Source organism: Streptomyces sp. XY431 (genome assembly GCF_001279805.1).
GTDB lineage: Bacteria > Actinomycetota > Actinomycetes > Streptomycetales > Streptomycetaceae > Kitasatospora > Kitasatospora purpeofusca.
This window is the reverse complement of sequence record NZ_LGDO01000483.1, coordinates 171,012-192,600: the sequence shown is the minus strand read 5'-3', so window position 1 is coordinate 192,600 and position 21,589 is coordinate 171,012. Positions and strand designations below refer to the sequence as shown.

The window sequence follows — 21,589 nt, the reverse complement described above, 5'->3', positions numbered from 1 at the left end:
CGCCCGGCGGGGTGGTCCGTCGTGGGAGGGTGTCCGGGTGAATGTCCTGGATGTGCTGTTGATCGCCGCCGCGATCGGATTCGCCGTGTCGGGCTACCGGCAGGGTTTCGTGGTCGGCGTGCTGTCGGTCCTCGGCTTCCTGGGCGGCGGACTGCTCGCCGTCCAACTGCTGCCGCTGCTGCTCGACCACCTCAGCCCCGGGACGACCGCCTCGGTGATCGCGGTGGTGGTGGTGATCGTGCTGGCGGCGATCGGCCAGGCGATCACCACCCACTTCGGCTGGAAGCTGCGCGGCCACATCGACCGCCGCCCGGCCCGGGCGCTGGACGCCGCCGGCGGCGCCGTGGTCAATGTGATCTCGATGCTGCTGGTGGCCTGGCTGATCGGCTCCGCGCTGGCCGGGACTTCCCTGCCGACCGTCTCCAAGCAGGTCCGCACCTCGGCGATCCTGGGCGGGGTCCAGGACACCCTGCCCTCCGACGCCCCCAACTGGTTCTCGGACTTCTCCAAGGTGCTCGCCCGCAACGGCTTCCCGCAGGTGTTCAACCCCTTCGAGCACGAGCCGATCACCCAGGTCGACATCCCCGATCCGACGCTGGCCGGCAGCCCCGCGGTGGCGAAGGCCCGGCAGAGCCTGGTCAAGGTCGTCGGCACCGCCACCTCCTGCGGCAAGACGCTGGAGGGCAGCGGCTTCGTCTACGCCCCGCACCGGGTGATGACCAACGCCCACGTGGTCGGCGGGGTCAACGAGCCGACCGTGCAGATCGGCGGGGTCGGTCAGCTGTACGACGCGACGGTGGTCCGCTACGACTGGCAGCGCGACATCGCGATCCTCGACGTGCCCAAGCTGAACGCGCCGGCCCTCACCTTCGCCGGTGAGGCGAAGACCAATGACAACGCGATCGTGGCGGGCTTCCCGGAGAACGGCGCCTTCAACGTCCAGCCGGCCCGAATCCGGGGCCGGATCCAGGCGAACGGACCGGACATCTACCACCGCGGCCAGGTGGTCCGCGACGTCTACTCGGTGCGCTCGCTGGTGCGCCAGGGCAACAGCGGCGGGCCGCTGCTCACCCCGGACGGCCAGGTGTACGGGATGGTGTTCGCCAAGTCGCTGGACAGCGCGGACACCGGGTACGTGCTGACCGCGGCCGAGGTGCGCGAGGACGCCGAGCAGGGCAGCGTGGCCTCGGGCCGGGCGGACACCCAGGGCTGCGCGCTCTGACCCGCCGGCCCGCTCTGACCCGCTGACCCGCTCTGACCCGCCGGCCCGCCGCCGGGCCGCCAACGGGCCGTGATCGGGTCGGCTCGTGGGGCCGGAGGCGGCGGGCGGGTCTGTAGCTCCGTGGACGTGGGCCGATCAGGTGTCGCGGCGGAGCCGGGCACCCACCCAGCGGGCGCGCCGGCCGAGGATGCGCGGGATACCGAGCCGGTCCTGCGCCGCGCGGGGGTGGCCGTCCGAACCGTCGAAGCCGCCGTCGTACCCACTGTCGTAGCCGTTGTCGTAACTGCGGTCGTACCCGCGGTTCTCCGCCCACCCGGAACGGTGGACGGAACGCTGCGAGCTGTCGCTGTGCTGTCGGCCGCGCGGGGCGCTGCCGCGATCGGGCATCCAGGTCATACCGGAATGGATGCCCCTGGGCCGACGGGGGTAACCGCCCGTCCGGCCATCAACGTGGCCTATGCGCTTGTCATATGTACGTCACCTGAAGGGAGTTGGGACCTCGGACCCGGTTCCCCCGATCGGATGCCGGGACCTTCTGCCCCGGTCCGGGGCCCCCACACCACCTCAGTCCTTGTGCCGGCCGATCCAGTCCAGCAACTCGGCCGTGAACTGCTCCGGCGCCTCCTCGTGCGGGAAGTGCCCGATCCCCGGCATCAGCCGCCAGCGGTACGGCGCGGCCACGTACTCGCCGCCGCCCAGCGCGGTGTGCGACAGCAGCACCGGGTCCGCCGCCCCCTGGACGTGCAGGGTCGGCGCGGTGATCGGCTTCTTCATCCGGCGGGCGAACTGGATGCCGTCCGGCCGGGCCATCGAGCGCAGCAGCCACCGGTACGGCTCGATCGAGCAGTGCGCGGTGCTGGGGATCCGGATCGCCTCCCGGTACGCGGCCACCGCCGCGCGGTCCAGCTGGTTGCGTCCGGTCCAGGCGTCCAGGTAGCGGCCGACCAGCGCGGCGTCGTCGGCGACCAGGCGGCGCTCCGGTATCCACGGCCGCTGGAAGCCCAGGATGTGCTCGAAGGCGGCCATCTGCCGCCGGTCGGTCAGCAGCGCCCGGCGGAGGTCCCGGGGGTGCGCGGCGGAGACCACGGTCAGGCTCTGGATCACCGAGGGCCGCATCACGGCCGCCACCCAGGACAGTGTGCCGCCGGAGGCATGGCCGACCAGGTGGGCCCGGTTCTCGCCGAGGGAGCGGATCACCCCGGTGATGTCCAGTGCGAGGTTGCCCGGGTCGTAGCCGCGGGGGGTGCGGTCGCTGCCGCCGATGCCGCGCAGGTCCAGGGCGACGGCCCGGTAGCCGGCCTCGGCGAGTGCGGTCAGCTGGTGGCGCCACGCCCACCAGTACTCCGGCCAGCCGTGGACCAGCAGGACCAGCGGGCCCTCGCCGAGTTCGGCGATGTGGAAGCGGGCGCCGTTGGCGGCGAGGTCGCGGTGGGTCCACGGTCCGGCCTGCCGGACGTCCCAGGCGGCCGGAGGCGTGCCCTGGGCGTTGCCGCCGTCGCCGGAGGCGGTGCCGTTGTCACCGGTGACGGTGTTGCCATCACTGGAGGCGGTGTCGCCGGAACCGGCGGACGGCTGTGCGGGCACGGGCTTCTGGTCGAGCGACATACCGAGAGCGTGTCACATCCGCGCGCCGGACACGCGCCCGGCACTCGCACTCGGGCCGTTCGGGCCCGCCGAGCGCCGGCCGCGCGTCCACGACGCGGGCGCCGGGCCTACGGGATGCGGCCCAGGGCGCGGTCGATCTCTTCCTTGGTGGCGGGACGCGGCCGCGCGTTCTTCAGGACGTCGGCGGTCTTCTGCGCGCCCTCGATGGTGCGGACCGGCTTCTCGATCTTCTTGAACGAACGCAGCGCCAGCAGGCCCAGCAGTACGGCCAGCAGCAGGTACGCGCCGGCCACGACCAGGAACGACCAGCCGAGCGTGAGGCCCAGCGCGTGGATGCCGAACGCCGCGGCGGCGCTGAGCATCGGGACGGCCGCCAGGGCCACCACACCCGCGACAGCCAGCGAGACGCCGCCGGAGACACCGCGCTTGACGTCGGCGCGGATCTCGGCCTTGGCGAGCGCGATCTCGTCGTGGACCAGGGCGGACAGGTCGGCGGTGGCCGCGGCGAACAGCTGCCCCACCGAACGCTCGCCCTCATAGGGCGCCCGGCCGTTGCTGGACGGGTCTGCGGCTCCTGCGGGCATCAGCGGTTCTCCTCTTCGGCCGTGCGGCGAGTGACGCCGCCGCACGGTGCGGCTCCCCGGTGGTTCCGGGTACCGGGGCGGGCCCGGTGGCGTCGGTGGACTGTCGACAGTTCAGAATCATGCCCCTACCGGACGAGCGGACACCACTCCGGGGGGCCCGGCGAGGGACGTGTTCCGGGCAGGTCCGGCTCGGGCACGGCTCAATGCGGGTGGTGCGGGCCCTCGTCGGCCGGGTGCGTGCCCCGTTGCGGACGGTCCGGTCGGCCCTGCTGTCCGGCCGTGCGCGCCTGCCAGGCCGGGTCGTCCAGCTGGTAGATGTCGGGGATGCCGTCGCCGTCGAGGTCGCGGTCCTCCTCCTCGCACAGCTCGCGGTAGTGCCGGTTGCGCAGCTTCAGCAGCACGGTGGCGATCAGCGCGCAGAGCAGCGAACCGACCAGGACGGCGGCCTTGGCCCGGTCGGCGAGGGCCGGGTCGTCGGGGAAGGCCAGTTCGCTGATCAGGAGCGAGACCGTGAAGCCGATGCCTGCCAGCACCGAGACGGCGAACATGTCCGCCCACTTGAGCTGCGGGTTCAGTTCGGCGCGGGTGAAGCGGGCGGCCAGGCGGGTGCCGCCGAAGATGCCCACGGTCTTGCCGACCAGCAGGCCGAGCACGATGCCGAGCGGGGCCGCCTGGGTGAACACCTCGCGCAGTGCCGGTCCGGAGATCGTCACCCCGGCGGCGAACAGTGCGAAGACCGGTACGGCGATGCCGGCCGAGATCGGGCGGACCAGGTGCTCGATGTGCTCGCCGGGGGAGGACTTCTCGTCGCCCTCCCGGTGGCAGCGGAGCAGCAGGCCCATCGCGACGCCCGCCACCGTGGCGTGCACGCCGCTCTCGTGCATCAGCGCCCAGATCACGAAGGCGAGCGGCACGAACAGGTACCAGCCGTGGACCCCGCGCCGGTGCAGGAACCAGAACAGCACCAGCCCGGCGAAGGCCAGCCCGAGCGCCCAGAACTTGATGCCGGAGCTGTAGAAGATCGCGATGATCAGGATCGCGATCAGGTCGTCCACCACCGCGAGGGTGAGCAGGAAGGCGCGCAGCGCCGAGGGCAGGTGGCTGCCGACCACGGCGAGCACGCCGAGCGCGAAGGCGATGTCGGTGGCGGTCGGGATGGCCCAGCCGTTCGGATGCCCGCCGGCGCCGGCGTTGGCCACCGCGAACACGATCGCGGGCAGCGCGACCCCGCAGACGGCGGCTATGACGGGGAGGATCGCGGCGCTGGGGCTGCGCAGTTCGCCCGCCACGAACTCGCGCTTGAGCTCGATCCCGGCCACGAAGAAGAAGATCGTCAGCAGTCCGTCCTTCGCCCATGCGTCCAGACTGAGGTCCAGGTGGAGCGGGGTGGAGGGGCCGACGGTGTAGTCCAGGACGGACTGGTAGGCGGCCGGCCAGACATTGGCCCAGATCAGTGCGACGACCGAGGCGAGCAGCAGCAGCACGCCGCCGACGGTCTCGGTGCGCAGCGCGTCCGTGATGTAGGTGCGCTCGGGAAGGGACAGCCTGCCGAGGAGCTGGCGGCGTCGGGTCGTCGGCTCTTGGACGGGCGGCTGGCTGGCCACGCGCGGCCTCCTGGGGGCGGGGACGGTGTACGGAGATGCACCGGTGGTGCATTGCCGACCAGACTTCCCGGCTCGCCTGTGACGCGAATCTTGATGCGTCGTTGACAGTATAACGGGAACGACAAGGCGAGATCCGGATTGTCATACTTCAGGACTTAAGCCTGGGTGGCCTGTTGTGCACCCGTCCGTACGGCCGATCAGCACCCGAACGGAGTCGGCGGCGTGCAGACGGGTGAACGGCTCTCTATCGTCGATCGCAGGGCCCGGCCGAGGTCGGAGCCCCGGGCCAGGGGCTTTCCCGGGTCTCTCATCTTCGCGCTATGGAGGCGCCGCCATGCCCAGACCGCCCCTCTTATCCTTCCATTCGTGCACGTCTTGGATGTCGTCCACGTCTTGTACGTCGCGTGCATCTCGTACGTCTCGGTCCGGCCGCCGGAGCGCCCTCCGATGAATGCCCCGCCGTACGGCCCGCCCGACCCCGAACTCGACCGCCTGCTCCGCCCGCTGTTCCGCACCGCCGCTCCGGCCGGTGGCGCCGCCGTCGTGGTGATCCGCGGCGACGACCGGACGGTCGCCTGCCGGGGCCACGCCGTCCGCTCCACCGAACGCCCGGTCCGCGCCGACACCCGTTTCGAACTCGGCTCCGTCACCAAGACGTTCACCGGCCTGCTGCTCGCCGAGATGGCCGCCCGCGGCGAGGTCGGCTACGACGATCCGATCGACCGCTACCTGCCCGCCGACGCGGCCCCCGGCTACCCGCAGGAGCGCCCGATCACCCTGCTCCACCTGGCCACCCACACCTCCGGCCTGCCCCGGCTGCCGGACGGGGTGCTGCCCGGGCAGGTCCCGCGCTGGTTCACCCGTCCCTACGCCACCTTCGGACCGGCCCACCTGCTGCGGGCACTGCCCCGGACGGCGGTGCGTGGCACGCCGGGCACCCAGGTCCGGTACTCCAACCTCGGCTGCGGACTGCTCGGCCTGCTGCTCGCCAACGCGGCCGGGCAGCGGTACGACGATCTGCTCGCCGCCCGGGTCTGCGGGCCGCTCGGCCTGATGGACACCTCCTGCGGCCCCGGCCGGGAGGAGGACGCCGGATACCGGCGCGGGCGCAGGGTGCCGTCCTTCCGACTGCCCGCCCTGCCGGCCGCCGCCGCGCTCCGCTCCACGGCGGACGACATGCTCCGCTACCTCCAGGCACATCTCGCGCTGGACGCCGTTCCGCTCCCCGAGCGGGCCGACGCGGCGGTGCTGCGGACGGCGCTGAACGAGGTGCGGCGCCCACGCACCGACGGGCGACGAGGCGGGCCGCGCATCTGCCTGGGGTGGAACCACCGCGCCCTTCCGGCGGGGGTGGCGGAACCGCGGGCGACCGGAGGGGCCGGGGCGTTCGGGCGGCCCGCGGCCGACCGGAAACCGGTGGGCCCTGTGCCTGCGGCGTCCGATGGGGCGGGGCCGGTCGAGGCCGGCGAGGTGGTCTACCACGTGGGGGCCGCCCGGCGGTCCACCGCCTTCGTCGGATTCAGCCCCCGGGCCCAGGTGGGCCTGGCGGTCCTGGCCGGCGGACAGCCGCTGCGCAGTCGTGCCCTGGTGCAGAGCGCGCACGAGACCCTGCGCGTCCTGATCGCCGAATTCGGCGAGGACTGACCGCCGGACGTGCTCCGGAGTCGTGGTCCTGAGTCGTGGCCCGGAGCACGGAGCACGTGGTCCGGAGCCGACGGTGCCCCGGGCGGTAGCAACCGCCCGGGGCACCGTTGTGCCTGCTGCACCGTGCCACATTCAGGGACGTTCAGGGACGTTCAAGGAGTGGCGCGGAGCAGCGGCGCGAGGTCGGACCTCCGGGATCAGCCCTCGGAGCCGGTCGGCGGGAGCTGGGCCTGGATGAGGTTCATCACGGTGGAGTCGGCCAGCGTGGTGGTGTCACCGATCTCGCGGCCCTCGGCGATGTCGCGCAGCAGACGGCGCATGATCTTGCCGGAGCGGGTCTTCGGCAGCTCGCCGACCACCTTGATCTGCTTCGGCTTGGCGATCGGGCCGAGGGTGCGGCCGACGTGCGCCCGCAGCTCCTCGACCAGCTCCGGGCTGTCGGTGGCGGTGCCGCGCAGGATGACGAAGGCGACGATCGCCTGGCCGGTGGTGGCGTCGGTGGCGCCGACGACCGCCGACTCGGCCACCGAGGGGTGACCGACGAGGGCCGACTCGACCTCGGTGGTCGAGATGTTGTGGCCGGAGACCAGCATGACGTCGTCGACCCGGCCGAGCAGCCAGATGTCGCCGTCCTCGTCCTTCTTGGCACCGTCGCCGGCGAAGTAGCGGCCCTCGAAGCGCGACCAGTAGGTGTCGATGTAGCGCTGGTCGTCGCCCCAGATGGTGCGCAGCATGGAGGGCCACGGCTCGGTGAGGACGAGGTAGCCGCCGGAGCCGTTGGCGACCTCGGCGCCGTTGTCGTCGACCACGGTGGCCGCGATGCCGGGCAGCGCGCGCTGGGCGGAGCCGGGCTTGGTCTCGGTGACACCGGGCAGCGGGCTGATCATGATGGCGCCGGTCTCGGTCTGCCACCAGGTGTCCACGATCGGGGCCGTGGAGGCGCCGATGTGCTCGCGGTACCAGATCCAGGCCTCGGGGTTGATCGGCTCGCCGACGCTGCCCAGCACCCGCAGGGAGGACAGGTCGAACTTGGCGGGGATGTCGTCGCCCCACTTCATGAAGGTGCGGATCGCGGTGGGCGCCGTGTAGAGGATGGTGACGCCGTACTTCTGCACGATCTCCCAGAACCGGCCCTGGTGGGGGGTGTCGGGGGTGCCCTCGTAGATGACCTGGGTGGCGCCGTTGGAGAGCGGGCCGTAGACGATGTACGAGTGCCCGGTGACCCAGCCGATGTCGGCGGTGCACCAGTAGACGTCGGTCTCCGGCTTGAGGTCGAAGACGGCGTTGTGGGTGTAGCTGGCCTGGGTGAGGTAGCCGCCGGTGGTGTGCAGGATGCCCTTGGGCTTCCCGGTGGTGCCGGAGGTGTAGAGGATGAACAGCGGGTGCTCGGCGTCGTGCGCCTCGGGGGTGTGCTCGGTGGACTGGCGGGCGGTGAGCTCGTGCCACCACACGTCCCGGCCCTCGGTCCACGCGGTGTCCTGGCCGGTGCGGCGCACGACGAGGACGTGCTCGACGCCCTCGGCCTTGGTGAGGGCCTCGTCGATGGCGGGCTTGAGGGCGGAGGGCTTGCCGCGCCGGTAGCCGCCGTCGGCGGTGATGACGAGCTTGGCCCGGGCGTCCTGGATGCGGGAGGCGACGGCGTCGGCCGAGAAGCCGCCGAAGACGACGGAGTGCGTGGCGCCGATGCGGGCGCAGGCCAGCATCGAGACGACGGCCTCGGGGATCATCGGCAGGTAGATCGCGACGCGGTCGCCCTTGGTGACGCCGAGTTCGAGCAGGGCGTTGGCGGCCTGGGAGACCTCGTCCTTGAGCTGGGCGTAGGTGATGGAGCGGCCGTCGCCGGGCTCGCCCTCGAAGTGGATGGCGACGCGGTCGCCGTGGCCGGCCTCGACGTGGCGGTCCACGCAGTTGTAGGCGATGTTGAGCTTGCCGTCGGCGAACCACTTCGCGAAGGGCGGGTTGGACCAGTCGAGCGTCTGCGTGGGCTCGACGGCCCAGGTGAGGCGGCGGGCCTGCTCGGCCCAGAAGCCGAGGCGGTCCTCGGAGGCCTGAGCGTACGCAGCCGCGGTGACGTTGGCGGCTGCGGCGAGCTCTGCCGGCGGGGCGAAACGCCGCTCCTCCTTGAGCAGGTTGGCCAGGCTCTCGTTGCTCAACGCGCACTCCTCATGAGTCATGATCGGGGTCGTTTCCCGTGCGTGGGGATTGTCCCGTGTGTCCCAGCGCACAGCTCACCAGGCGAAGAGGTCAGTTGACAAGAGGCTCTGGCTAATTGGTGTAGACCTTTGATCGCTCGTCGAACGGCCGCCCGAGGTCGGAGGCGTCTCGGACGGCTCGAGGAGGTGGGCCCGCGTCCTTGGCCCGCCCGGCTGGACGCGGGCCCGGCTCTCAGGCGGCCAGGCCGGGGCCTCCTCCGTCCCTGGCCGGATCCGCGGCGACGGTACCGGTGGTCGGAACCTGTTCGAATTCATTCACTCGTTCGGGCGTGTCGTGCTCCCCGCGCGGGGTGGACGACAGCGCCGCGGGGGCGGACGTCGGTGCGGCTGGGGCTGGGGCTGGGGCTGGGGCTGGGGCTGGGGCTGCGGCGGCTGCGGGCGTGGGCGCGCAGGCGGTGGCGGGCGTCGGCGCCAGTGCCTCGACCGGGCCGAACCGGCCGCTCTCCGGGTCGAGCACATAGGCCTGTGCGGTGGCGAAGTCGAAGTACATGCCGACCAGCCGCAGGGTGCCCTCGGTGACCCGCCGCTCCACGGCCGGGTTGGCCATCAGCTGGTCCAGTTGCTGGACGACATTGGTGACGCAGAGCTGCTCGGTCACATCGACCACCGGGCGGTCGGTGAACTCCGCCGGGATCCGGCGCAGCCGGTCCAGCGAGCCCCGGCCGTTGCGCAGCCAGCGGGCCAGCGGAGTCGGTCGGCCGGGCTGCTCGTGCACCCCGTCCAGCAGGGCCTTCATCGCCCCGCAGCCCGAGTGCCCGCAGACGGTGATCGACCGCACCTCCAGCACCTCGACCGCGTACTGCACCGCCGCCGCCACCGAGTCGTCGGCCGCGCCCGGCTCGTGCGGCGCCGGCACCAGATTGCCGACATTGCGCACGGTGAAGAGGTCGCCGGGGCCGCTGTTGGTGATCATGCTGGTGACCATCCGGGAGTCGGCACAGGTCAGGAACAGCTGGGAGGGCGTCTGTCCCTCGCGGGCGAGCCGGGCCAGTTCGGGCCGGACCAGCGGGGCGGTGTGCAGTTGGAACACCCGCACCCCGTCGAGCAGCCGGACGTGCGGGTCCTCCTGCTGTTCGATGCAGTGGTGGCCGACCCAGGGTGTCCACGCGCGGCAGCGGTGCGGACCGGGGGAGCTGCCGGTGCGGACGGTGCCGTCCGGGTCGAGCACCTCGTCGTCCTGGCGGCGGGTCACCATCGACACCCGTCCGCCGCCCGCCTGGTGCCCGGTGCGCCAGCTGTGCAGCGTCTCGTAGGCGGCGTGGTCCAGGAAGGAGCCGTCGTGCACGACGGCGACCTCGGCGCCGGCCGGGACACCGGCGAGTGCCCGGCTCAGCCGGGGCACGGCGGCGAAGGTCAGCGGACCGTGCGTCTCCACGGTGAACGCGCCGTCGGGGCCGGCCAGCACGTCCACGTGCGCGCGGGTCAACCGGTAGAGCGCGAGCAGCACGGCCGTCGCGGCGCCCAGAGCCACACCCGGCAGCACGCCGAACAGCACCACGGAGACCACGGTGACCAGGTAGACCGGGAACTCCCGGTGCCGGTGGACCTTCCGGATGTGCGCGAAGCTCACCATCTGCAGGCCGACGACCAGCACCAGGGCGGCGAGCGCGGCGAGCGGGATCCGGCGCAGCCCGCCGGTGAGGGCCAGCGCGGCCGCCAGTACCCACACTCCGTGCAGCACCGAGGACCAGCGACTGCGGGCCCCGGCGCGGACGTTGGCGGTGCTGCGCACCGCGCCGCCGGCGATCGGCAGTCCGCCGACCAGCCCGCTGACCATGTTGGCCAGCCCCTGGCCGCGCAGCTCGCGGTCGAGGTCCCCGGTGCGGTGCGACATCCGGTCCACCGCGACGGCGGAGAGCAGTGATTCGACACTCGCCACGGCGGTGACGGTCAGCACGGCGGCGAGGACGGCGAGGGGCGGGCCGTGCGGCAGGTCGGGGACGAGGTCGTGCGGCTGCCAGGCGGGCAGGTCGACCCGGGCGAGTCGCAGGTCCAGTGCGACCGCGAGCGCGGTGGCGGCGGCGACGGCGGCCAGCGGGCCGGGGACCTTGGCCAGCCGGGTGCCGAACTCGCCGTACCGGCCGGGGAGTCGGCCCAGCCGGGGCCAGCCGAGCAGTACCACGGCGGTGATCGCGCCGACGGCCAGGGCGGACGGGTGCGGGGCCGCCAACTGGTTCGGCAGGGCGAGCAGATTGGCCAGGGCCGCGCTCTGCGGGGAGCCGCCGAGGACGACGTGCAACTGCGCGATCGCGATGGCGAGGCCGACACCGGCCAGCATGCCGTGCACGATGGCGGGCGACACGGCCAGCGCGGTCCGGGCCACCCGCCTTACTCCCAGCAGGAGTTGGAGCAGGCCGGCGGCGAGCGTGATGGCGCAGGTCGCCTGCCAGCCGTACTGGGTGATGAGTCCGGCCGTGATCACGGTGAGCGCGGCGGAGGGGCCGCTCACCTGCAGCGGGGTCCCGCCGAACAGCCCGACCACGATGCCGCCGACGGCCGCGGCGGCGAGGCCCGCGGTGAGCGGGGCGCCGGTGGCCAGGGCGATGCCGAGGGAGAACGGCACGGCGATGAGGAAGACCACCAGGGAGGCCGAGAGGTCCTGCGCCCAGGAGGCGCGGGGACGTCGACCCGGCGGGGCGTGGTCGGTGGTGTCGGAGGCGATGGGTGCGCTGGAGATGTCGAGGGTCATGGGTCTTCCCGTCTGTCCGGGGGAACGAACGCAGTCAGGTCCGGCGGTGAGTCCGGTCATGGGCTCGGTGGAGCGGATCGGCTGTCGTGGGTCGCGACGGTGTGGCGGGATGGTGCGGACGGGCCGGGAGTGCGGGTGTCACCGGCCGGGCCTTGGACCATCGGGGGCTCCGGCGGTCGCTCGGCGGGGCGCTGGGAGGAGCCAGGCCACGGCGAGGAGCACCGGAACGGATGCGGAACATCAAGACTCGGTAAACCGAGGGTAATGAGAGCTTTGCACAGCGTCATCCGGAGCGACAGGCAATATCCGCCTGATTCACCCCATTGGGTGGTAGTCGAACGGATGGGAATCTGCTGGTGGCGGGGCTGCGGCCGCTGCTGCGCCGGTGCTGTGCCAGTGCTGTGGGCGGTGCCCCAGGGCGCGCCGGGGCGGACGTACGAGGGCCGCGGTCCCGTTCTGGGACCGCGGCCCTGGTCGCTGCGGTGGTGCCGCGCCGTGGTGCTCCGCGTCGGCGCTGCGCGGTGCCGCTCCGGTCAGACGGCCGCGCCGGCCGCCGCGGGCTCGTCGCCGAGCACGAAGTCCGGGTCGACCTGGGTGGCGAGGTCGATGCCGACCTTGGCGTTCGCCCAGCTCTCGGCGTTGCGCAAGTGGAAGAGGACGGCCTGCTCGGTGTAGCGGCGCGGGTCCCGCAGGTCGTACGCGGCGTCCGCCGCCGTCCTCAGCTCGTCCAGCACCGCGCGGTTGGCGGCTTCGAGGGCGCGCAGCGGCGGCTGCGCGCCCTGCTCCAGCCGACGCACCCAGTCGGAGTGCCCGAAGGAGGTCAGCAGGTCCTCGCCGACCTCCCGGCGGAGGAAGTCCAGGTCGTCCTGGTTCTGCACCTTGTTGCCGACCACCCGCAGCCGGACGTCGAAGTCCTGCGCGTAGTCGCGGTACTGGCGGTACACCGAGACGCCCTTGCGGGTGGGCTCGGCCACCAGGAAGGTGAGGTCGAAACGGGTGAACAGGCCCGAGGCGAAGGAGTCGGAGCCGGCGGTCATGTCGGTCACCACGTACTCGTCCCGGCCGTCGACCAGGTGGTTCAGCAGCAGCTCGACCGCGCCGACCTTGGAGTGGTAGCAGGCGACGCCGAGGTCCTCCTCGGTGAACGCGCCGGTCGCCAGGAGCCGCACCGAGCCCTCGTCGAGCGCGATCGGGCGGGCGCAGGCCGCGTAGACCGGGTTCTCCTCGACGATCCGGAGCAGCCGCGAACCGCGCCCCGGCGGAGTGGTCTTGATCATCTCCTCGGCGGAGCGGATCAGCGGGTTGCCGCCGCGCAGGTACTCCTTGATGCCGGGCAGGTGGGCCCCGAGCGAGGGCAGGGCGGCGGACTGGTCGTCCGTCAGCCCGAGGGCCGGGCCGAGGTGCTGGTTGATGTCGGCGTCGACGGCGAGGACCGGGCGGCCCGCGGCGGCCAGGTGGCGGATGAACAGTGCGGACAGCGTGGTCTTGCCGCTGCCACCCTTGCCGACGAAGGCGATCTTCATCTTGGGACTCCGGCTCTCGCTCCAGGACCCGCCGCGTCCGCGGTCCGCGCCGCGACGAGGTCGACGATCTTCCGAGTTGGAAATCGTTATCGTCTTCGACAGTCATGCTATCCGGGGTTTCGGGCCGTTTGCGGGAGGGAAGTGAGGATTGCCTCGAACGGGTGATGCGTGCTTGCTGTTCCGGCAGGGGCGTCCGGTTCATTACTCTCGGGTAGGTGAGCACTGGAACAGATCCCCTCGCCCCGCTGGCCCAGCTCCCCGGGGTGCCCGACTCGGTGGCCGAGGTGCGCAAGGCCGTCGACCGCCTCTACGGCCACCGGGTGATGCGCCGCCGCGCGGCCGAGGTCACCTCCGAGTCGGCCCTGCGCGGCGCCCGCGCCTCCGCGGCACTGGCGGGCTCGGACTGGCCGCTGGAGGAGGTCCGCCGTCGCAGCGACTTCGGCGCCGACCCCGGGACCCGGACGGTCGGCGCCTCCCTGCGGATCGCCGCCGAGGCGGGGCAGCTGCTGAGCATCTGGCGGCACTCGCCGCTCCAGGTGCTGGCCCGGCTGCACCTGCTGGCGGTCGGTGACGCCGACCCCGTGGCGGGCCGGCCGAGGCAGGCCGGGGAGGGCGTCGAGGACCTGTTCCCGCTGGAGCTGAAGCCGGCCGAAGGGGTCGCGGCGGACGTGGCCCCGGCCGCCGCGACGACCGCTCCGGCCGGGCTCGTGCCGGCCCTGCCGGCGGCGCCCGGCCCGGAGGAGGTCGCCGCCCGGCTGGACCAGCTGTCCCGGCTGCTGGTGGCCCGCGCCGAGGGCCAGGGTGTCGGGACACCGGCCCTGGTGGTCTCCTCGGTCGTGCACGGCGAGCTGCTGGCGCTGCGGCCGTTCGGCTCGTACAACGGCCTGATCGCCCGCGCCGCCGCGAGGATCGTGCTGATCGCGGAGGGCCTCGACCCGAAGTCGATCTGCCCGGCCGAGGTGGGGCTCGTGGAACTGGGGACGGACGCCTACCGGCGGGCCCTGGCCGGCTACCTGGCGGGGACGCCGGAGGGGCTGGCGGCCTGGATCGGCCACTGCGGGCGGGCGCTGCGGCTCGGGGTCCGGGAGAGCACGGCGGTCTGCGAGGCGATGCAGCGCGGCATGGTCTGAGCGAGCGGGGTGCGGGCTGGCCCCCGGTCGGTGCGCGGACGAGTCGCGGGCGGGCCCAGGGGTGGGCTCCGGGCGGCCTCCGGGGACAAGGATGCGGCGGCACCTGTTACCGGGTGCCGCCGCTGGCACAGATGCCGGGTGACCATGCATGCACCGGAAAGTGCCGATCAGACGGGGATCCTGCCCGTTCGTCTGGTGCGGCGGCCCGACAGCGGGTCGGCTGCATGTGGGTGCTCGGTTATCTGTGCACACGGTCCGTGGGGCCTGAACTGCGTTGTCGGTTTGACCTCTTAGGTCCTGACCGGGTCTCGCGGGCCGTGATTCCTTTGTATCGCGTTTCGGGCGAAAGGGGAACCCGAAATGAGAAGTCTTCGACTTTTGCCCGTTTTGTCCAAGGCGTGCCGGGCCGATGCCGCCCCGGTCGGGGCCCCGCCCGGTCAGGTCGAGGGGCGGTGCCGCCGACGGGTCGCGTACCAGACGGCGCCGGCTGTCAGGACCGCCGCGCCGACCGCCACCGCCGTCAGCACCGAGCGGCTCGGCGCCGAGAACTCCGGGAGCCGTCGCCGGAGTTCCACCGGCCGGTCGAAGACCAGCACCGGCCACTCCCGCGCCAGCGCCTCCTTGCGCAGCGCCCGGTCGGGGTTGACCGCCGACGGGTGGCCGACGGCCTCCAGCAGGGGCAGGTCCGTCGACGAGTCGCTGTAGGCGTAGCACTCGGCCAGGTCGTAGCCCTCGACCTCGGCCAACTCCCGGATGGCGGCGGCCTTGTTCTCGGCGTAGGCGTAGTACTCGATCTCGCCGGTGTAGCAGCCGTCCTCGATCTGCAGCCTGGTGGCGATCACGTGGTCCGCACCGAGCAGCGCGCCGATCGGCTCGACCACCTCGGAGCCGGAGCTGCTGACGATGACCACGTCCCGGCCGGCCGCGTGGTGCTGCTCGATGAGCGAGGCGGCCTCGTCGTAGATGATCGGATCGATCAGGTTGTGCAGGGTCTCGGCGACGATCTCGCGGACCTGCTGCACGTTCCAGCCCCGGGTCAGCGCGGAGAGGTACTGCCGCATCTTCTCCATCTGGTCGTGGTCCGCGCCGCCCACCAGAAAGACGAACTGGGCGTACGCACTTCGCAGGACGGCCCGACGGTTGATCAGGCCGCCCTGGTAGAACGGACGGCTGAACGCCAGGGCGCTCGACTTGGCGATGATCGTCTTGTCCAGGTCGAAGAAGGCGGCGGTCCGCGGGCCGGCCGGGCGCGGGCGCGCGGCCGCCGGACGGGTCGCGGACGGGCCGGAGCCGGTCGCTCCGGGCCGCGCGCCGGTCACGGCCGTCCCGTCGGACCCGGGGGCCCCATCGGTTCCGGCGGCGGCTGCGGCGGCTGCGGCGGTGGAGTCCGGGGACTCGTCGGCGTACTCGTCGGCGTTCTCGGTGGTGTCCACGGGAACCGAGGATAGAGGGCTCCGCAAAACTGCCCGCCATTCGGCGTACTCGTGGGCGTGCGGGTTTGTGTTTCTGGCCGCTCGGGTACACCATGGAAGTCACGGATCGTTCGCGACCGTGCTAACCCGGTCCGGCTCCTCCCCCCCGAGTCGGGCCGTGGATAGACGACCCCCGCTCTCCCCCCCGGCGGGGGTCGTCGCACGTCCGGAGCCATTTTCGGGGCTCGGACGGCCGGCCCGGCGGATCCGCCGGTTGATCCGGGCGATCTCTACAGGGGGTGTCGGTCCGCCCGACTGTCTCGACGTTTTCGTCACTCTCCGTAGAGCTTTGGTCATGTCCGGCTCCGGAGCCACCGCCCCTGGAATGAGCCTCGGACCTGCTCCGGGGAGCACCTGGTGCGTGCGTCGCTATCCCGCTCCGCCAGGTATGGCGGTTCATCTCCGTGAGCCCGATTAGTCAATTCTTTGTCCAATAGCCCCCCGTCCGGGTGAACGTTTTCCTCCACAGCCCCCGAGTTGTCCACAGGGAATCGGAACCCGGAGGACGGAATCGGGATCACCGTCCAACGTGATGCCCGGCAGCGGTTGCCGGGCCCGATCCCAGGGGCCCTCGGCCGACTGCCGGACCTTTCGTAGGTGTGCCCGGCCGCCTTGCGCGGCCGGGCACCGGGACAGGGGAGCCGCCATGTCGAAGCCCATCACCGACCACGCCGCCACCGGCGGGCCGGAGCCCGCCCGGCCGCTCGTTCTCACCGGGAACGACGCCCTGGCCGAGCACCTGCTGCGGCTCTGCGCGGCGGCCGGCACCGACCCGAGGCTGATCCGGGGCGCGCCGCCGCGCGAGCTCTGGGAGGAGGCCTCGCTGGTCCTGGTCGGCGACGACCGGGCCGGGCACTGCGCCGCGATGCCCCGCAGACCGGGGGTGCTCCTGCTCGGGCTGGACCTCGACGACGCGGGCGTCTGGGTCAGGGCCGTCCAACTCGGCGCGGAGCACGTGCTGTTCCTGCCGGACGCGGAGACCTGGCTGCTCGACCGGATCGCCGACGCCGTCGAGGGCGTCGGCCCGCCCGCCCGCACCGTCGCCGTCCTCGGCGGCCGGGGCGGTGCGGGTGCCTCCACCCTGGCCTGCGCGCTCGCGGTCACCGCCGCGCGCCGGGGCCTGCGCACCGTCCTCGTCGACGGCGACCCGCTCGGCGGCGGGCTCGACATCCTGCTCGGCGGCGAGACAGCGGCGGGCCTGCGCTGGCCGGACCTCGCCGGTTCCCGGGGCCGGGTCAGCGGTCCCGAGCTGGCCCGGGCGCTGCCCGCGCTCAAGCGGCTCGGCACGCTGGCCTGTCTGTCCTGGGACCGCGGCGACACCCCGGCGGTGCCGCCCGAGGCCATGCGCAGCGTCCTCGCCGCCGCGCGCCGGGGCGGCGGCCTGGTGGTGGTCGACGTGCCCCGGCGGTTGGACCCGGCGGCCGGGCAGGCGCTGGAGCAGTCCGACACGGCGCTGCTGGTGGTGCCGGCCGAGCTGAGGGCGGTGGCGGCCGCCGACCGGGTGGCCTCGTCCGTGCGGATGCGGCTCGACGACGTGCGGGTGGTGGTGCGCCCGCCGGGGCCGTTCGGGCTCCCCGCGCACCGGATCGCCCGGGGGCTGCGGATGCAGCTCGCCGGGGTGCTGGATCCGGAGCCGGGCCTGGCCGTCGACCTCGAACAGGGGGTGCCGCCCGGTATCCGCGAGGGCGGGCCGCTCGCCAGGTTCTGCGGGGCCTTCCTCGACGAGGTGCTGCCGACGGTGCCGGCGGTCGAGGGGGGTGTGTACTGATGGTGCGGCTGCGGAGGGTGGGCGGTGCCGGGGATCCCGGCACCGGTCGGCCGGGCGCCGACGGGGCCGGTGGAGCGGCGCCGTCGGGCGGGTACCGGTCGGCGCACGGAGGTGACGGGCCGGGCGAGCGGCGGGTGCTGCGGGGCCTGCCCGGCCCCGGGAGCGGCCCGGCGGCGCGGCCGGGGCCGGAACCGAACCCCTACGGGCGGACGGCGCGGGAGGAGCGTGCCGCCGCGCTGGTGGACGCCGTCCGCCTGCGGTTGGCCGAGTCCGGGGCCGTGCCGACCGCCGGTTCGGTGGCGACCGCCCTGCGGGCCGCCCGGCCACCGCTCGGTGGTGACGACGTCCTCGACACCGTGCGCTCGCTGTGTGCCGAACTGGTGGGTGCGGGCCCGCTGGAGCGGCTGCTGGCGGCGCCCGATGTCACGGACGTCCTGGTCAACGGGCCGGACGAGATCTGGTTCGACCGGGGCGGCGGCCTGCGCCGGGCCACCGGCGTCCGGTTCGCCGACGCCGAGGCGGTGCGGCGGCTGGCCCACCGGCTCGCCACGGCGGCCGGGCGGCGGCTCGACGACGCCCGGCCCTGGGTGGACGCCCGGCTGCCGGACGGCACGCGACTGCACGCCGTCCTGCCGCCGATCGCCGCCGGGTGCACCCACATCTCACTGCGGGTGTGCCGCTCCCGGCCCTTCACCGTCGACGAGTTGGTGGCGGGCGGGGCACTCCCGCCGCGCGGCGGCGAGCTGCTGGCCGCCGTCGTGCGGGCCCGGCTCTCGCTGCTGGTGAGCGGGGGGACCGGCACCGGGAAGACCACACTCCTCGCGGCGTTGCTCGGCCTGGTCGGTCCGGAGGAGCGGATCGTCGTCGCCGAGGACTCCGCCGAACTCCTCCCCGACCACCCGCACGTGGTGCGGCTCCAGGCCAGGCCGCCCAATCAGGAGGGGTTGGGCGAGCTGACCCTGCGGGACCTCGTCCGCCAGGCGCTGCGGATGCGCCCCGACCGGCTGGTGATCGGCGAGGTGCGCGGGGCCGAGGTGGCCGACCTGCTGGCCGCCCTCAACACCGGCCACGAGGGCGGCACCGGGACGGTCCACGCCAACACGGCGGCGGACGTACCGGTCCGACTGGAGGCGCTCGGCTCGCTGGCCGGGATGGACCGGCCGGCCCTGCACAGCCAACTCCGGGCGGCCCTCGACCTGGTGGTGCACCTGGTGCGGGAACCGGGCACCGGGAGGCGCCGGGTGGCCGAGATCCACACCCTGGGCGGCGACCGGCACGGGCTGGCCGTCACCACGCCCGCCGTGACGTTCACGGCGGACGGCGGCACGGTGGCGGGGCCCGGCTGGTCCCGGCTCGGCCGGCTGCTCGCCGCCCGTGGGGTCGTCCTCGCGGACGGGCCGCCGTGACGGCGGGCCCGGTGGAGGGGGTGTTCCTGCTGATGCTGTGCGGCTGCGCGGTGGGTGCGCTGCTGCTCCTCGGGCCGGGGAGCAGATGGAGGGGCAGACGGAGGACGGGTGGTGGTCGCGGTCGGTGTCGCAGTCGGCCTGTCGGCCGGTGTGGTGGTTGGTGTGGTGGTTGGTGTGGTGGTCGGGACGAGGAGGGAGGCAAAGGCCTTGGAGCTGTACGGGGTTGTGCTGGGGTGCTGGCTGGTGCTGGCCGTAGTCGCGGTGGCGGGGTGGTGCCGGCTGCAGGGGCAGTTGGCGGGTGCTCGTCGGGCCGGTGCGGTGCTGACCGGGGCCGCGGGCGGCTCCGGCGGGAGTGGGAGCGGGAGCGGCGCCGAGGGCGAGGGCGAGGGCGAGGGCCGTGCGAGGGCGCGACCGGTGGCAGCGGTCGTGCGGTGGTCGGGCGGTCCCTGGCGGGCTGTTCGGCGGGCGCCGGAACTGCTGCTCGTTCCCGGCGGGTTGGCGGTGGGGTGGGCGACGGCGTCGCCCGTCCCGGTGCTGGCGGCGCTCCCTGCCGTCCTGCCGGCACGCAGGTGGCGGTCGCGCCGCGCCGCGGCGGCCGAGGCACGGTACCGGTCGGCCGCCGTGGTGGAGCTGTGCGCCGGACTGGCGGGTGAGTTGCGCGGCGGGGCGACACCCGAGCAGGCGCTCCACCTGGTGACCACCAGGATCGCGGCCGACCGGTCGGTGCTGGAGCGGATCGGTGCCGAGCCGGTCGCCCGGCTCGCCGCCGGCCGGTACGGCGCGGACGTGCCCGCGGCGTTCCGGCTGCTCGCCGAACGGCCGGGCGGGAGCGGGGCGGCGGCGGTGGCCGCCTGCTGGGAGGTCGCCTCCGCCGGTGGTTCGGGCCTGGCGGCCGGGCTGGACGGGGTGGCCGAGGCGCTGCGCGTCGAGCGGGCGCTGGCGGAGGAGATCGCCGCCGAACTCGCGGCGCCGCGCACCACCATCGCGGTCCTGGCGGCCCTGCCGCTGGCGGGGCTGCTGCTCGGCGCGGCACTCGGCGCCCGGCCGCTGGAGGTGCTGCTCCACACGCCCGCCGGGCTGGCCTCCCTGGCGGTGGGCGCGGCCATGGAGGGGCTGGGCCTGGTCTGGACGGCCCGCATCGTCCAAGCGGCCGCCGACGGTGAGCTGGGGGCCGCCCCGGGCGATGAGCCCGGTCATGAGTCGGGCCGGGCACTGGGTCGGGCGTCGGGCTGGAGCGGCGTCGACGGGCCCGAGGAGTGGCGCTGCGGGATCACCCGCACCCGGGCCCGCACCCGGTCCGGCCCTGCGCGGCCGAGCGGGGCGTTCAGGCGGGAGGTACTGCCGTGGTGACCCGGGTGGTGGGGCGGGCGTGCGTGGTGGCGCCGGGCCCCGTGACGGCCCGAGAGGGCGGCCGCAGTGATGGGCGCAGGGGTGGGCGCGCAGGAGGGAGTCGAGTGGGAGGAGGGAGACGGATGGAGTGGGTGGCCGAGCGTGCGGCGCCGTTGGTGTGTGTTGTGGCGGTGCTGGCGGGAGCGACGGCCGGAGCCCGGGCCCGGCGCCGGTGGTGTGCGCGTCGGAGGGCGGCCGCCCTGCTGGGTGACGAGGAGCGGTCGCGCCGAGGGCGCGCCGGCGGGAGGACGCTGCGGCGCCGGCCGACGGCACGGGGGAGTCCGGCCCTGCCGGGGTGGGTCCGGCGGGCGGCGACGGCGCTGGGCGCCGGGTTCGGAGCGGCGGTCTTCCTCGGCGGCACGGCGGGTCTGGTGACGGGCGGACTGCTGGCGGCCGGGTTGCACCGGTGGCTGCCCCGGGCGAAGTCACCGGCGGAGCGGCGGGCCGAACTTGACGAGGCACGACTGCTGCGGCAGTTGCCGCTCACCGCCGAACTTCTGGCGGCCTGCCTCGGTTCGGCCGCCTCGCCAGCGGCGGCCGTCGCGGCGGTGGGCGGGAGCGTCGGTGCCCCGATGGGGCCCCGGCTGCTGTCCACGGCGAACGAACTCGCCCTGGGATCACCCCCGGAGCTCTGCTGGCACCGGCTCGGGGAGGAGCACCCGCCGCTGGCGCCGCTGGCCCGGTGCCTGGTCCGGACGAGCCTGAGCGGAGCCCCGGCGGCAACGGCGCTCGCCGGGCTGGCGAGCGGCCAACGGGCCGAGGCCGTCCGGGCGGCGCACGCCCGGGTCCGGCGGGCGGGAGTGCTCGCGACAGCACCGCTCGGGCTGTGCTTCCTCCCGGCGTTCGTCCTGATCGGTGTCGCCCCGGTGGTGGTGGGGCTCACCACGCGTTTCTCGCAGTCGATGTGACGCATCGACCGTGTGCCGGACGGTCTGTCGATCGGTCGGCGCGGCCGCCCGTGCGGCGCTCTCTTGTCGGATTCGAAGCAAGGAGGAAACTCATGGACGTGGCGATCGGTCCCGTGGTCGTGGCGGGCGCGGGGAGGAAGACGGCGGGCGTCGGCCCGGGCATGGGGCGCCCGCCCGGGAGGCCGGTGGTTCGGAACCGGCACTCGGCCCGGATCGTGGTCCGGCTCATGGTCCGGCGTGCGGTTCGGCGTCGGGGCCGGATCGGGCTCGGCCGTCCGGACGCGGGAATGACCACGTCGGAGTACGCGGTCGGCACGCTCGGGGCGTGCGCCGTGGCGGCCGCGCTCTACAAGGTGGCGACCAGTGCGGCGGTGATGGACGCGCTGCACGCCGCCCTGGACCGGGCGCTCCATGCGACCTGACCCGTCGTCG

At 73.9% G+C, this 21,589-nt stretch carries 16 protein-coding genes; 8 read left to right on the top strand and 8 right to left on the bottom strand.

Annotation, left to right across the window (positions count from 1 at the left end):
* Nucleotides 1-37: 37 nt before the first annotated feature.
* Nucleotides 38-1,222, top strand: coding sequence for a MarP family serine protease (locus ADK60_RS32300; RefSeq protein WP_030392651.1), 1,185 nt, complete (start codon nt 38-40; stop codon nt 1,220-1,222).
* 135 nt (nt 1,223-1,357) lie between these two features.
* Here the strand turns inward: ADK60_RS32300 and ADK60_RS32295 are convergent, their stop codons facing one another.
* The 4 genes from ADK60_RS32295 to nhaA form a co-directional block, all read right to left on the bottom strand.
* Nucleotides 1,358-1,618, bottom strand: coding sequence for a hypothetical protein (locus tag ADK60_RS32295; RefSeq protein WP_053650533.1), 261 nt, complete (start codon nt 1,616-1,618; stop codon nt 1,358-1,360).
* 168 nt (nt 1,619-1,786) lie between these two features.
* On the bottom strand, nt 1,787-2,827 hold the full coding sequence (locus ADK60_RS32290) for an alpha/beta fold hydrolase (protein ID WP_079008863.1): 1,041 nt from the start codon (nt 2,825-2,827) through the stop codon (nt 1,787-1,789).
* A 107-nt stretch (nt 2,828-2,934) separates the two neighbouring features.
* Complete coding sequence (locus ADK60_RS32285) at nt 2,935-3,411, bottom strand: phage holin family protein (protein WP_053650532.1); 477 nt, start codon at nt 3,409-3,411, stop codon at nt 2,935-2,937.
* A gap of 200 nt (nt 3,412-3,611) precedes the next feature.
* A complete protein-coding gene (gene nhaA, locus ADK60_RS32280) occupies nt 3,612-5,015 on the bottom strand; it encodes a Na+/H+ antiporter NhaA (protein WP_079008862.1) in 1,404 nt (467 codons plus the stop codon).
* Nucleotides 5,016-5,381: 366 nt separating this feature from the next.
* Here nhaA and ADK60_RS32275 point away from each other — a divergent pair, with 366 nt between their 5' ends.
* Nucleotides 5,382-6,659: a serine hydrolase domain-containing protein gene (locus tag ADK60_RS32275; protein WP_234371386.1), complete on the top strand. Its 1,278-nt coding sequence runs from the start codon at nt 5,382-5,384 to the stop codon at nt 6,657-6,659.
* 197 nt (nt 6,660-6,856) lie between these two features.
* On the opposite strand, the gene acs is transcribed toward ADK60_RS32275, so the two are convergent.
* The 3 genes from acs to ADK60_RS32260 form a co-directional block, all read right to left on the bottom strand.
* Nucleotides 6,857-8,833 carry an acetate--CoA ligase gene (gene acs, locus ADK60_RS32270; protein ID WP_199839804.1) on the bottom strand — a complete coding sequence of 659 codons (1,977 nt, stop codon included), beginning with the start codon at nt 8,831-8,833 and terminating at the stop codon, nt 6,857-6,859.
* Nucleotides 8,834-9,044: 211 nt separating this feature from the next.
* On the bottom strand, nt 9,045-11,561 hold the full coding sequence (locus tag ADK60_RS32265) for a SulP family inorganic anion transporter (protein WP_107094772.1): 2,517 nt from the start codon (nt 11,559-11,561) through the stop codon (nt 9,045-9,047).
* Nucleotides 11,562-12,094: 533 nt separating this feature from the next.
* Complete coding sequence (locus ADK60_RS32260; RefSeq protein WP_053650529.1) at nt 12,095-13,084, bottom strand: ATP-binding protein; 990 nt, start codon at nt 13,082-13,084, stop codon at nt 12,095-12,097.
* A 215-nt stretch (nt 13,085-13,299) separates the two neighbouring features.
* Here ADK60_RS32260 and ADK60_RS32255 point away from each other — a divergent pair, with 215 nt between their 5' ends.
* Nucleotides 13,300-14,214, top strand: a complete 915-nt coding sequence (locus tag ADK60_RS32255; RefSeq protein WP_053650528.1) for a Fic family protein — start codon at nt 13,300-13,302, stop codon at nt 14,212-14,214.
* Nucleotides 14,215-14,651: 437 nt separating this feature from the next.
* Here the strand turns inward: ADK60_RS32255 and ADK60_RS32250 are convergent, their stop codons facing one another.
* Nucleotides 14,652-15,647 (bottom strand): HAD family hydrolase, encoded by a 996-nt coding sequence (locus ADK60_RS32250; protein ID WP_286185317.1) that lies wholly within the window; start codon nt 15,645-15,647, stop codon nt 14,652-14,654.
* Nucleotides 15,648-16,332: 685 nt separating this feature from the next.
* Between ADK60_RS32250 and ssd the strand changes: the two genes are divergently transcribed.
* From ssd to ADK60_RS48535, 5 genes are all read left to right on the top strand, one after another.
* On the top strand, nt 16,333-17,454 hold the full coding sequence (gene ssd / locus ADK60_RS32245) for a septum site-determining protein Ssd (protein ID WP_053650527.1): 1,122 nt from the start codon (nt 16,333-16,335) through the stop codon (nt 17,452-17,454).
* Complete coding sequence (locus tag ADK60_RS32240; protein ID WP_079008860.1) at nt 17,454-18,860, top strand: TadA family conjugal transfer-associated ATPase; 1,407 nt, start codon at nt 17,454-17,456, stop codon at nt 18,858-18,860. The genes ssd and ADK60_RS32240 overlap by 1 nt, the downstream gene beginning before the upstream one ends.
* 207 nt (nt 18,861-19,067) lie before the next feature.
* Nucleotides 19,068-20,210: a type II secretion system F family protein gene (locus ADK60_RS32235; protein ID WP_159400684.1), complete on the top strand. Its 1,143-nt coding sequence runs from the start codon at nt 19,068-19,070 to the stop codon at nt 20,208-20,210.
* A 122-nt stretch (nt 20,211-20,332) separates the two neighbouring features.
* Nucleotides 20,333-21,157 (top strand): type II secretion system F family protein, encoded by an 825-nt coding sequence (locus tag ADK60_RS42590; protein ID WP_107094771.1) that lies wholly within the window; start codon nt 20,333-20,335, stop codon nt 21,155-21,157.
* 287 nt (nt 21,158-21,444) lie between these two features.
* The gene (locus ADK60_RS48535; protein WP_234325951.1) at nt 21,445-21,579 is read left to right on the top strand and encodes a DUF4244 domain-containing protein; all 135 of its coding nucleotides are present in this window, start codon (nt 21,445-21,447) and stop codon (nt 21,577-21,579) included.
* Nucleotides 21,580-21,589 lie beyond the last annotated feature (10 nt).

Coding starts and splice junctions, on each gene's coding strand:
- ADK60_RS32285 (WP_053650532.1), bottom strand. CDS start 3,411: ATGCCCGCAGGAGCCGCAGACCCGTCCAGCAACGGCCGGGCGCCCTAT.
- ADK60_RS32240 (WP_079008860.1), top strand. CDS start 17,454: ATGGTGCGGCTGCGGAGGGTGGGCGGTGCCGGGGATCCCGGCACCGGT.
- ssd (WP_053650527.1), top strand. CDS start 16,333: ATGTCGAAGCCCATCACCGACCACGCCGCCACCGGCGGGCCGGAGCCC.
- ADK60_RS32295 (WP_053650533.1), bottom strand. CDS start 1,618: ATGACCTGGATGCCCGATCGCGGCAGCGCCCCGCGCGGCCGACAGCAC.
- acs (WP_199839804.1), bottom strand. CDS start 8,833: ATGACTCATGAGGAGTGCGCGTTGAGCAACGAGAGCCTGGCCAACCTG.
- ADK60_RS42590 (WP_107094771.1), top strand. CDS start 20,333: ATGGAGTGGGTGGCCGAGCGTGCGGCGCCGTTGGTGTGTGTTGTGGCG.
- ADK60_RS32265 (WP_107094772.1), bottom strand. CDS start 11,561: ATGACCCTCGACATCTCCAGCGCACCCATCGCCTCCGACACCACCGAC.
- ADK60_RS48535 (WP_234325951.1), top strand. CDS start 21,445: ATGACCACGTCGGAGTACGCGGTCGGCACGCTCGGGGCGTGCGCCGTG.
- ADK60_RS32290 (WP_079008863.1), bottom strand. CDS start 2,827: ATGTCGCTCGACCAGAAGCCCGTGCCCGCACAGCCGTCCGCCGGTTCC.
- ADK60_RS32260 (WP_053650529.1), bottom strand. CDS start 13,084: ATGAAGATCGCCTTCGTCGGCAAGGGTGGCAGCGGCAAGACCACGCTG.